This is a genomic window from Bacteroides sp. D55t1_190419_B8 (assembly GCF_015558905.1).
Lineage (GTDB): Bacteria > Bacteroidota > Bacteroidia > Bacteroidales > Bacteroidaceae > Bacteroides > Bacteroides vicugnae.
In genome coordinates, this window is record NZ_JADMOU010000006.1 from 160720 (window position 1) to 173059 (window position 12340).

At 42.4% G+C, this 12340-nt stretch carries 12 protein-coding genes; 9 read left to right on the forward strand and 3 right to left on the reverse strand.

Annotation, left to right across the window (positions count from 1 at the left end; all coding sequences use genetic code 11):
- Positions 1–15: 15 nt before the first annotated feature.
- From bcp to I2I13_RS07900, 3 genes are all read right to left on the reverse strand, one after another.
- Positions 16–471: a thioredoxin-dependent thiol peroxidase gene (gene bcp, locus I2I13_RS07890; protein WP_004325328.1), complete on the reverse strand. Its 456-nt coding sequence runs from the start codon at positions 469–471 to the stop codon at positions 16–18.
- Positions 472–500: 29 nt separating this feature from the next.
- Positions 501–1694 carry a saccharopine dehydrogenase family protein gene (locus I2I13_RS07895; RefSeq protein WP_004302080.1) on the reverse strand — a complete coding sequence of 398 codons (1194 nt, stop codon included), beginning with the start codon at positions 1692–1694 and terminating at the stop codon, positions 501–503.
- Positions 1695–1791: 97 nt separating this feature from the next.
- Entirely contained in the window at positions 1792–3075 is a 1284-nt protein-coding gene (locus I2I13_RS07900) for a hypothetical protein (RefSeq protein WP_195649236.1), read from the reverse strand.
- Positions 3076–3219: 144 nt separating this feature from the next.
- Here I2I13_RS07900 and I2I13_RS07905 point away from each other — a divergent pair, with 144 nt between their 5' ends.
- The 9 genes from I2I13_RS07905 (at position 3220) to I2I13_RS07945 (ending at position 12322) form a co-directional block, all read left to right on the forward strand.
- Complete coding sequence (locus tag I2I13_RS07905) at positions 3220–4008, forward strand: META domain-containing protein (protein ID WP_195649237.1); 789 nt, start codon at positions 3220–3222, stop codon at positions 4006–4008.
- Between the two features lie 327 nt (positions 4009–4335).
- Positions 4336–6249 (forward strand): molecular chaperone DnaK, encoded by a 1914-nt coding sequence (gene dnaK / locus I2I13_RS07910; protein ID WP_143260363.1) that lies wholly within the window; start codon positions 4336–4338, stop codon positions 6247–6249.
- Between the two features lie 201 nt (positions 6250–6450).
- Positions 6451–7017 carry a hypothetical protein gene (locus tag I2I13_RS07915; RefSeq protein WP_005812876.1) on the forward strand — a complete coding sequence of 189 codons (567 nt, stop codon included), beginning with the start codon at positions 6451–6453 and terminating at the stop codon, positions 7015–7017.
- A complete protein-coding gene (locus tag I2I13_RS07920) occupies positions 7014–8261 on the forward strand; it encodes a site-specific integrase (RefSeq protein WP_005812874.1) in 1248 nt (415 codons plus the stop codon). The genes I2I13_RS07915 and I2I13_RS07920 overlap by 4 nt, the downstream gene beginning before the upstream one ends.
- Before the next feature lie 323 nt (positions 8262–8584).
- Complete coding sequence (locus I2I13_RS07925) at positions 8585–9226, forward strand: hypothetical protein (protein WP_005812872.1); 642 nt, start codon at positions 8585–8587, stop codon at positions 9224–9226.
- A gap of 133 nt (positions 9227–9359) precedes the next feature.
- Positions 9360–9728, forward strand: a complete 369-nt coding sequence (locus I2I13_RS07930; RefSeq protein ID WP_004320284.1) for a helix-turn-helix domain-containing protein — start codon at positions 9360–9362, stop codon at positions 9726–9728.
- A gap of 43 nt (positions 9729–9771) precedes the next feature.
- Positions 9772–10113 carry an AlpA family transcriptional regulator gene (locus I2I13_RS07935; RefSeq protein ID WP_005812869.1) on the forward strand — a complete coding sequence of 114 codons (342 nt, stop codon included), beginning with the start codon at positions 9772–9774 and terminating at the stop codon, positions 10111–10113.
- Positions 10114–10115: 2 nt separating this feature from the next.
- Positions 10116–11222 carry an AAA family ATPase gene (locus tag I2I13_RS07940; RefSeq protein WP_005812867.1) on the forward strand — a complete coding sequence of 369 codons (1107 nt, stop codon included), beginning with the start codon at positions 10116–10118 and terminating at the stop codon, positions 11220–11222.
- Positions 11223–11422: 200 nt separating this feature from the next.
- Positions 11423–12322, forward strand: coding sequence for a toprim domain-containing protein (locus tag I2I13_RS07945; protein ID WP_005812865.1), 900 nt, complete (start codon positions 11423–11425; stop codon positions 12320–12322).
- Positions 12323–12340: the final 18 nt, after the last annotated feature.

The window sequence follows — 12340 nt, forward strand, 5'->3', positions numbered from 1 at the left end:
ATATAATTAATGGAGTTATTGATTTAAAATCTGTGAGGCATGTTCCTTGGTCTTCACTTCTTTTGGAGTGATAATCCGTTCTACGATTCCCTCTTCATTAATCAGGAAAGTAGTGCGGAAAGTACCCATGTAAGCACGTCCGTACAGTTTCTTTTCTCCCCATACGCCAAACTCTTCCACTAACTTTTTGTCAGTGTCGGCAATCAGGGTAAAAGGAAGATTGTTCTTTTCGATAAATTTCTGGTGCGACTTTTCATTGTCTACGCTGACACCGATTACTTCATAGCCGGCTTTACGTAGTTCGGAATAGTTGTCGCGTAGATTACACGCTTGTGCGGTGCAACCCGATGTACTGTCCTTCGGGTAGAAGTACAACACAATCTTTTTTCCTTTATAAGCACTTAAACGGATTTCTTCGCCTTTTTCATTGATGCCTAAGATTTCCGGTGCTTTATCTCCTACGTTTATCATAACTATCTTTTTAATGAACAGGTCTACTCTTATAATTCCAGATTTTTGTCGAACTCTTCATGCCAGGGAAGACCTTGCTTATTGAGTTGTTCCATAAACGGATCCGGATTGAACTCTTCTACGTTGTTTACACCCGGGCGTTTCCACTCACCTTTGAAGAACATCATGGCTCCGATCATTGCCGGAACTCCGGTGGTGTAGCTCACTCCTTGCATACCAGTTTCCCGGTAAGCTTCCTGATGGCTGCAGTTGTTGTATACATAATAAGTACGTTCCTTGCCATCTTTCAAACCGCGGATACGACAACCGATAGAGGTTTCTCCTTCGTAGTTTTCTCCTAAATCCTGCGGGTTAGGCAATACAGCTTTCAAGAATTGCAGCGGCACAATCTTCACTCCGTTGTAATCAACTTCGTCGATTCGTGCCATACCGATGTTTTGGATAACGCGTAAGTGAGTTAAATACTCTTGTCCGAAAGTCATCCAGAAACGTGCACGTTTGATGGTCGGGTAATGTTTCACCAATGACTCCAGTTCTTCGTGATAAAGAAGATAAGAATCACGGGGACCGATGTTCGGATATGTCAGGTCTTTATGGATTTCCAGCGGACCGGTAGTGACCCATTTGCCATTTTCATAATAGCGTCCGTTCTGCGTAATTTCGCGGATGTTGATTTCCGGATTGAAGTTCGTAGCAAATGCTTTATGATGGTTACCCGCATTACAGTCTACAATGTCCAGATATTGAATCTCATCAAAATAATGTTTAGCTGCATAAGCGGTATAGATGCCACTTACTCCCGGGTCGAATCCGCAACCGAGAATAGCTGTCAGACCTGCTTCTTTGAAGCGATCGTGGTAAGCCCACTGCCAACTGTATTCAAAGTGAGCTTCATCCTTCGGCTCGTAGTTAGCGGTGTCCAGATAGTTCACTCCAGCTTTCAGACAAGCTTCCATAATAGTCAGATCCTGATAAGGGAGAGCCACATTAATCACCATTTCCGGTTTGAAATCGTTGAATAAGGCTACCAGCTCATCTACATTGTCTGCATCAACTTTAGCTGTTTTTATATTGGGGTTACCTATTGCCTCGACGATTTTATCGCATTTCTCTTTCGTACGGCTGGCAATCATGATATCTGTAAATACATCGGCATTTTGTGCCACTTTGTGCGCAACGACAGTGCCAACACCGCCCGCACCAATAATAAGAACTCTACCCATTTCGTTAATTGCGAATTAAAATATTAAGAATATTGGAATTGTTAGCTTTGCAAATATACGTGATTATTTTCAGATAATCATTCGCAGCTACTCCTTTTTATTTGTAACGCTGCAAGGTTCCATTTTCAAATTCCAGTGTTTTGCCATTGTAGAACCAAGTTTCGAAACGATTGTCTTTTTTCAGCTCGATTTCTATCGGATCACCAATGGATAAACGACATTCCACTGTACTCATGCCCGTCTCCAGATCTCCCCGGGAGATAATCTGCCAACGATTTTCTGTGATACCCGGATATTTTTTATGTATATCTTCGAATCCGAAAAAGTCTTCGATATAATTTTCATTTCTGACGATAACATCATATTTCAGATCGATTTCCAATTCATAGATTGCTCCGTCCTTGTCTTCTAATGAGAGAACAGCCAGACTGCCGGGAGGAGATAATCTAATATCTTTGATTTGCAGAACTGTATATCGGGGCAGGTGAACGCGTGATTCGGTCTGCTTGTTTTCAAAAGATATGATTCTTTTGGCTGGCAGCACCTTTTTAGGATAAACTGTCATTCCCATATATTTGTTTTTCAGGCTTTCGATAGTGCCCAGGCTCTTATTGGTGAAACTGAATGCATTTGAGAAATATTTCATTCTCTTTTCTCCTTGAAAATCATTCAGGTCCATGCCGGAGTTTGTTCGTGAGAGGGCAACTTCCAGATAATAAGAATGTCCCTGTGTGTCTTTGAATACGATTTTTGCCGGATATGCCTGACTGCCGACTCCGATAGCGGTAATCGTTGCTTCCGTATTGACGGGAATGGCTATATCCCGGTAGCCGGAATAATTGTTGGCATCGTCTATCCGGACACTTTCTGCTTGTATATAGACTGTTTTTCCTACCAACAGCTCTTTTGCTGTATCCACATCTTTCAGATAGACCAGTTCGTTGATACCGGTACGGGGAGCCTTTTCTGAGATTTCCTCCAGCCGCATATTCTTTATCTCATAATAATATTTTCCTCCCTCACATTCGAAGATGAAGCGGGTGGAGTAGTTAGTCCCGTTGGAGATATTTTGAGCTTTCTCTTCAGTTCCTGTGAAAGTGAGTATTTTATGTTTCAGCAGGCTGTTGTCTACCCCTTTCTCGGTGTCATAGCTGGAAAGGGTGGGAAGGAACATGCTCCGTGGAGATGGAACGAACATAAATTTCATTCCGGGTGTCCATTTGCCCAGCGGTAGCAGCGGAAAATTACTCCTGATAAACTGTTCTTCTTGACCTACAGGGATTTCCTGTGCGGAAGGAGTAGTGACGATATAATCGCTTTGAGCTGTGATAGGAGGCGTAACACAGCAGAATAGAATCAAAGACAGGACAATTATTCTCATATTTGTTTACTTTAGGTGAACTATGTAAATTGTTCGTTTGTTGTATATTTATTGGCAAATGTATATATTTTATGTTGCATTGGATATTATTTCCCAATCTTTTGATATCTTTGCCCCCGATTTTAACTTAAACGTTATAACAATATGAAGAAAGTATTTGTTTCAATTTGCATTGCTGGTGCAGCACTTGCAATGTCTTCGTGCCGTTCGGTTGAGAAGGCAATTCCCCTGTCATCTATCAATGGTGAATGGAATATCATAGAAGTCAATGGCTCGAAAATCACTCCGGGCGAAAGTAAATCCCTTCCTTTTATCGCTTTTGATACAGCAACCGGTCGTGTGTCCGGCAATAGCGGCTGTAATCGGATGATGGGTAGCTTCGATGTAAATGCGAAGCCGGGAAGTCTTGAACTTACAGGAATGGCTAGTACCCGGATGATGTGTCCGGATATGACTACTGAAAATAATGTATTGAATGCTTTTGCGCAAGTAAAAGGATATAAGAAGGCAGGTAAAGACAAAATGTATCTTTGCAATTCGTCCAACCGCCCGGTTGTCGTTCTACAAAAGAAGGAGGCTGATGTGAAACTTTCGGTTTTGAATGGAGAATGGAAAATTAAAGAAGTGAATGGTGAGGCAATTCTTTCCGGAATGGAAAAACAACCTTTCATTGCTTTTGATGTGAAGAAAAAGACAATTCATGGCAATGCCGGATGTAATCTGATTAATGGCGGTTTTGAAACCAGTACCAGTAATGCCAAATCTATTTCTTTCCCGGGAGTAGCGAGCACAATGATGGCTTGTCCGGACATGGAAACAGAAGGTAAGGTGCTGAAAGCTATCAATGAGGTGAAGTCATTCGATGTGTTGTCCAGTGGTGGCATTGGCTTGTATGATGCAAATGGCGCATTGGTCATCGTGCTGGAAAAGTAATAAATAGATTATCTATATAATAGGATATGCCTGTGTCGCACATGATGACACAGGCATATTTTTTTTCTTTTCATCGAACCAGAGCCGTCTGCATTTGTTTAAAGAAACAGTTGCTGACTGGCTTTGAATATGACTATGTCAGCAGTGTCTATTTATTAAAACTGTCTTTTTGGCAGATATTATGTCATGCATTCGTATAATTTCCTTTTGGCACACGGTTTGCTTTTTAGTAAGCGTCCGTTCGCGACGAGGCTCGCTGATAAGAGCCGGAGAAACAACCGGACAAAAAGAAATCATAGAATAAATAATAAATAAAAAATAACGATCATGGGAAAAATTATTGGTATTGACTTAGGAACTACAAACTCTTGTGTTGCCGTATTCGAAGGTAACGAACCTGTAGTAATTGCAAACAGTGAAGGTAAACGTACGACTCCTTCTGTTGTCGCTTTCGTAGATGGCGGTGAACGTAAGGTAGGAGATCCTGCAAAACGTCAGGCTATTACGAATCCTACACGTACAATCTTCTCTATCAAACGTTTCATGGGTGAAACTTGGGATCAGGTGCAAAAAGAGGTGACTCGTGTTCCTTATAAAGTAGTGAAAGGTGACAATAACACTCCGCGTGTTGACATTGACGGACGTCTGTACACTCCGCAGGAAATCTCTGCTATGATTCTTCAGAAGATGAAGAAGACTGCTGAAGACTATCTTGGACAGGAAGTGACAGAAGCAGTTATCACCGTTCCTGCATATTTCTCCGACTCTCAACGTCAGGCTACTAAAGAAGCCGGACAGATTGCCGGTCTGGAAGTAAAACGTATTGTAAACGAACCGACAGCCGCTGCTCTTGCTTACGGTCTGGATAAGGCTCACAAAGATATGAAGATTGCTGTATTCGACCTTGGTGGTGGTACATTCGATATCTCTATCCTTGAATTTGGTGGTGGTGTGTTTGAAGTACTTTCTACAAATGGTGATACTCATCTGGGTGGCGATGACTTCGACCAGGTAATCATCAACTGGTTGGTACAGGAATTCAAGAATGACGAAGGTGCTGACCTGACTCAGGATCCGATGGCTTTGCAACGTCTGAAAGAAGCTGCAGAAAAAGCTAAGATTGAGCTTTCTTCTTCTACAAGTACAGAAATCAACTTGCCGTATATCATGCCGGTAGGTGGTGTGCCTAAGCACTTGGTGAAGACTTTGACTCGTGCAAAATTCGAATCTCTGGCTCACGAATTGATTCAGGCTTGTCTTGAACCATGTAAGAAAGCAATGAGCGATGCAGGTTTGAACAATGCTGATATTGATGAAGTAATCCTTGTTGGTGGTTCTTCCCGTATTCCGGCTGTTCAGAAGTTGGTAGAAGATTTCTTCGGCAAGACTCCTTCTAAAGGTGTGAATCCGGATGAAGTGGTAGCTATTGGTGCTGCTGTACAGGGTGCTGTTTTGACAGATGAAATCAAAGGTGTAGTATTATTGGATGTTACTCCGTTGTCAATGGGTATCGAAACACTGGGTGGTGTAATGACTAAGTTGATCGACGCTAACACTACCATCCCGGCTCGCAAGAGTGAAACATTCTCTACTGCTGCCGATAACCAGACGGAAGTTACTATTCACGTATTACAGGGAGAACGTCCGATGGCTGCGCAGAACAAATCAATCGGTCAGTTCAACTTGACAGGTATTGCTCCGGCTCGCCGTGGTGTTCCTCAAATTGAGGTTACATTTGATATCGATGCCAACGGTATCTTGAAAGTATCTGCAAAAGATAAGGCTACCGGTAAGGAACAGGCTATCCGTATCGAAGCATCCAGCGGTTTGAGCAAGGAAGAAATCGAAAAGATGAAGGCTGAAGCTGAAGCTAATGCTGAAGCAGATAAGAAAGAACGTGAAAAGATCGACAAGCTGAATCAGGCTGACAGCGTAATCTTCTCTACTGAAAATCAGTTGAAGGAATTGGGTGATAAGTTGCCTGCTGACAAGAAAGCTCCGATTGAAGCTGCTTTGCAGAAATTGAAAGATGCTCACAAGGCACAGGATTTGGCTGCTATTGATACTGCTATGGCAGAAATCAATACTGCTTTCCAGGCTGCAAGTGCTGAAATGTATGCACAGAGCGGTGCACAAGGTGGAGCACAGGCTGGTCCTGATATGAACGGTGGTGCTGGCCAGCAAGATAACAGCAAGCACGGAGATAACGTTCAGGATGCTGACTTCGAGGAAGTGAAATAAGCACATAGAGAAATAAGAATACAATATCAAATGGAAAGCGTGTAGCTCAATGAGTTACACGCTTTTCTTGTTTTTGGCCGTACACAATAATATTGCTATCTTTGCGTTATTATTATAAACATCTGTACCTTATTTGTACCTGTAAGAAAAAGTAGATATGATGAGAAGAATAGATATTAAGAACTACAAAATGAATGAATTATGGCAGTAGCAAAGTATAAGATAGTACGGAAATGTCCTGTGTGCGGAGAAGAGTTCTTCGCAAGGACTTTGGAGTCCTGGTATTGTTCACCCAAATGCTCCAAGGTGGCGTGGAAGCGTAAGCATGATGAAGAAAAACGCCAACTTGAACTGGACAAGATTGTAAGCAATATGCCCAAGTCTAAAGAGTATATCAGCATAACGGAAGCGTATGCTATGTTTGGTGCAAGCCGCTCAACCATTTATAGGCTCATCTACATGAAAAAGATTTCCTTCATTGAGCCAGAGAAAGGAATACGACTTGTATGCAAAGGAGAACTAATGAATCTGTTTCCGTTAAGACAGTCTCCGCTTGACACCAAGCCAAGGAAACCAGTTACCATGTACCGCATGGAACCAGAGGATTGCTATACAATAGGTGAGATTTCCAAGAAATTTCATCTGGATGACAGCACCGTGTATGCTCATATACGAAAATACTCAATACCGACCCGGCAAATCGGTAATTATGTGTATGCTCACAAGGAATCAATAGACAAACTTTATAAAGATATAAAACCATTATGAAAAGATTAGATTATACTAAAGTCTCCGTCAAATTAAAGAAAAGTGAGTGGAGAGATGAGTGGTTCATCTATCTTGAAGCTTATCCTGTTTATGAGACGGGAAATGACAAACCCAAACGAGTGCGTGAATATCTCAGGAGGTCTATTACTACCCCTATATGGGATAAACGACGAAGCGAGCGAGCCGTTGCTGGTAGAATAAAGTACAAGCCCAAGCGAGATGACAATGGCGTTATTCAGTGTAAATCCAAGCAAGATATGGAAACTTGCCTTTATGCGGATGGCGTTCGAGTCCTGCGTCAAAAAGAGTACGACAACATGGCTCTCTTTACTGACCAGCAAATGGAAATGGCAGAACAAAGCGAACGCTCAAAATGCAATGTTCTGGAGTATATTGAGAAGTTAATCAAAGAAAGAGAGGAAACTGCGTCAGAATCGATAGTTGTCAACTGGCGCAGATTGCACACACTGTTGTCAATGTTTGCCAAGTGTGACTACATACAGTTCTCGCAGATTGACATGAAGTATATTGAGGCATTCCGTTCCTTCTTGATAAAGGCACCGCAGGGTGGTTCTAAGAAAGGAACTATTTCAAGGAATACGGCATCGACGTACTTCTCTATCTTCAAGGCGGCACTCAAACAAGCTTTCGTGGATGGCTATCTGAATTGTGATATTGCTGCCAAGGCTAAAAATATCATGTTTCAGAGTGCTCGAAGAGAGTATCTGTCACTGGAAGAACTTAATATATTGGCAAAGACTCCGTGTGATGATATACTAAAACGGGCAGCCTTGTTCTCTGCACTGACAGGAATGCGACATAGCGATATTCAAAAGCTTAAATGGTCAGAGGTTGAAGAATACAATGGTGGGTACCGTCTCAATTTCACTCAGCAGAAGACTAAGGGCGTTGAATACATGCCTATATCGCCACAGGCATACAAGCTTTGCGGTGAGCGCAAGAAAGACGGAGAACTGTTGGTGTTTGCCGGACTGCCTGACCCTTCATGGATATCTAGGCCTTTGGAACGGTGGGTAAAAGCATCAGGGATTACCAAGCACATCACCTTTCATTGCTTCCGCCACACCTATGCAACGTTACAATTGGCTAACGGTACAGACATATATACCGTAAGCAAAATGTTAGGGCATACCAATGTAAAAACCACGCAAATCTACGCAAAAGTAATTGACAAGAAGAAAGATGAAGCTACAGAAGCTTTTAAGTTGGACATAGATGAATAGTGATTATCATTTGTAAGCACTTAGTATAGAAGACCACTTGTATCAATAAGTCCTTTATTGTACAGGTGGTTTTTAGTGCCTTTCATTTTCAACATTCTATGTAATGATGCTATTGTTTTGGCACTTTAACCTTTCGTGGAAACCAAACATTTATAACAATAAACAGATAAAAATGAAAAAAGACAGCCTTTTTTGGCTTCTCTCTTTTTGAAGAGAGCAAGCGTGTCCACAAACATGTGGAGTGTACAGAAGACTTCTACAGAGAACTGTATGAGTTGTTTGAGATCGCAAGAAGTTGGTATCTTCAAGCTGAAAAGAATCATATGAAGACAGAGTACTTCATAGAACTATTTGAGCGCAGTCACCAATATATTGACTGTGATTGTGCACGTTGTAAGAACTCGCGACAGATGGCAATTGGCATTATTGGTACTTTGTTTAGAGACTCTAAGTGTGTGTCAATAATCAAGAAAAAAGAAGATTATTCCAAGCAGGAACTTATTGAGTTGTTTCTTCAACATGTGGGTACTGGTCTGCCAATCCTTACCCGAAAGAAATCGTCCATCCTCACTTTGGGATGCCAATTGTCAGACAGACAGATGGATTTGTTGGTAGAACTTGTCCAAAGTCACGACATATTTGATTTTGCCGACAACAGTGATGTGCGTAGCGAGTTGTGTCGCCTATTCAAGTGCGACTTGGACGCATCTATCCGTGTAAAGAATGTACGTAATGTAGCCGTACTGTTTGACGCTATGGCTCAATACCATTTGATAAACAATAATTGGCAATATGTCATGGGAGAAGGTCGCTTCTTAACCAGTATCAAAAAGGATGGAACAGAGAAATTCATAACTTCAAGTTGTCTTTCCTCTTCTCTTTCAAGGATAAGAAGAAACGTTTCCATGACAGCAAGTCAATATGCCATCTGCAAATCCATCGAACAGATATTAAGAGAGGAATAAATCACAATAATTCTGCTAAATGAAAGTAAAAACGTGATAGTTTGGTTGATACTGCCTTACTATCACGTTACTTTTTCTATTTAGTGACAGTCTCCCCATAACTTTGCATCAAAAATCATAAAAAATAATTAGCATGGAAGAAAATAGTATAAGATTTGAAGATATTCCCAACGCTATAACGGGGGTACTGAAAAAGCTGTCATCATTAGAAGACAAGATTGATGGTATATATGAACTTGTTCAATCAGAAAAAGAAGAAACATGGTTTACGGTTGCTGAATTATGTGCTTATCTCCCAACACATCCGGTAGAGCATACCATATATTGCTGGACAAGCAATCGGGAAATACCGTTTCACAAGAGAGGCAAACGCATCATGTTCCTCAAATCTGAGATAGATGAATGGCTTCAAGGAACCAAGGGCAAATCGAAGAACGAGATTCAAAGAGAAGCAGAGGAATATGTACTATCTACACAAAGAAAGAATAGACGGCTAATATAACCGTGCTACTGTCTGTAAACAATTTAATTAAGGTACGTGACACATGAATGAAAGACATTTTAGACTCTATGAGCGAATTGTCGCAATAGAAGACAGTTTGGAGGCTTTGGGACCTATTGACAAACTAATAGAGCGAATCGAGGAATTGGAGAAGATGGTCAAGCAGACCAAAACCGTCTTGGGGTTTGACGAAGCATGTAAGTATATTGGTGTTTCTGAAAGCCTGCTATACAAACTTACAGCCGCAAAAGAAGTTCCACACTATAAGCCAAGGGGAAAAATGCTGTATTTTAATAGAGAAGAAATCGACAAGTGGCTGCTCCAAAACAAACAAGAGGTCATTGGAATGGTAACGAAAATAGAAATTGATAATCCGAAAGAATGAAAATGGAAGAAAATAACAAACATGTACAGCCTAACTCAAAAGAGGAAGGAGTACAGCGTCTCAATCGCATATTGAGCGAATCGTTGATAAAGGCAACAGATACTTATAAAACACCTCCTCAGATTATATGGGTTGATAATTCCAGCATAGCCACATTGGGCAACTTCAGTGCTTCTACTGGTAAGGCAAAGGCGAAAAAGACCTTCAACGTGTCTGCCTTGGTAGCCGCTTCCCTCGCCAACGGCAAGGTACTGAACTATCGCGCCAGTCTGCCAGAGGGGAAACGCAAGATACTGTATGTAGATACGGAGCAGAGCCGCTATCACTGCCATAATGTGCTGGAGCGCATCCTGAAGCTCGCTGGTCTACCTACAAGCATCGACAACGAGAACCTTGACTTTATCTGTCTGAGAGAGTACACGCCCTCCGTCAGGATAGAGGTCATAGACTATGCGCTTGCCCAAGACCAAAGCTATGGACTGGTCATCATCGACGGAATCAGAGACCTGCTTCTCGACATCAACAATGCGGGAGAATCGGTCGAGGTCATCAACAAGATGATGGAATGGTCATCAAAGTATGACCTGCACATCCATTGCGTATTGCATCAGAACAAGGGCGACAATAACGTGCGCGGGCATATCGGTACGGAGATGAACAACAAGGCAGAGACGGTGCTTGTCATCACCAAGAGCACCACCAATCCCGACATCAGCGAGGTGAAGGCGATGCACATCCGTGAGAAGGAGTTCAAGCCGTTTGCCTTTACAGTCAATGAGGAAGGGTTGCCAGAGATTGTCGAGCACACGCCGGAGAAGGAAGAAGGTGACAAGCAACCGTCAAGGTTTACTTACCAAGACTTGACATCCGAACAGCATAACGAGGCGCTGACGGCTGCATTCAAGGAGAAACCTATCAAAGGATTCGATCGCATGGTGGAGGAATTAACGCAAGCCTATGCAGACATTGGCTTTAAGCGTGGCAGAAGCGTCATCATCAAAATGCTGAAATACCTGATTAACGAGCAAAAGCTCATAGTGAAGCGGGATAATCATTACTATTTCGGATATACACCTGCCGAGATTGACCTGTTCCATGAAGAGGAATAAAAACAGTTCAGAAACCAGTTTAGTTTACGTCCGTACCTATATATAAGAAATAAGGCCAAAGTAAACCGAAATCGGAGGCTGAATTGGGAAGCGGAAAAGTAGTTTAGCAAATGGTTTAGTTTACGGGTGTGCCTATATAGGAGAAAGGGTAAAGTAAACTGTTTCCATGGACAAAGTAAAACCGAACAAATGAAAGTACAATGAATATTGAACAATCGAAGAAACTGAGCATTATAGACTTCTTAGACAAGGAGAATGTAACGCTGAAAAAGAAGAAGGGCAATGCCTACTGGTATCTGTCACCCTTCAGGGACGAGAAGACCGCATCGTTCAAGGTCAGCAAGAAGGAGAACCTGTGGTACGACTACGCCATTAAGGAGGGCGGTGACCTTGTGGAGCTGGTAAAGCGTATGTATAACAAACAATCCGTTTCCGATGCCCTTGCCTACCTTGCGTCCAAGAGTATTGCCACTGTGGATAAGGCAATCGAGACCGCTATCGCAGCCAAGGAATACACGACAACCAAGATGAACGATGTGAAGCTGCTCCCACTGAGCAACCATTCTCTGCTGTCCTATTTCAGTAGCCGACGGATAGACATCACCATTGGCAGGATGTATTGCAGGGAGATACACTACAAGGTTGAGCAAAAACATTACTATGGCATTGCCTTTGGCAATCTGAGTGAAGGACATGAGGTGCGCAATCCCTATTTCAAGGGCTGCATCGGGCATAAGGACATCACCCTGCTTGCCCATACGTTCAACGAGTGGCAAAACGGTTGTCTGGTCTTTGAGGGCTTCATGGACTTCCTTGCTTATATGACCCTCGTTAAACAGCAAGACCGATGGTTTGTCGTTGAAAGCCCTTGCGACTATATGATACTGAACTCAGTCGCCAACCTCAAACAGGCATTGCATTACCTTGACCGTTACACCCACATCCATTGCTTCCTCGACAACGACCAGGCAGGACGCAAGACGGTTGAGAGCATCAGCAATGTATTCGAGTACAGGGTGACGGACGAGTCCTTCAGATATGCCGACTACAAGGATGTCAACGACTATCTGATGAGGAAGAAACGAACGGCATCTGAATGACATTATAAAGACGAAAAC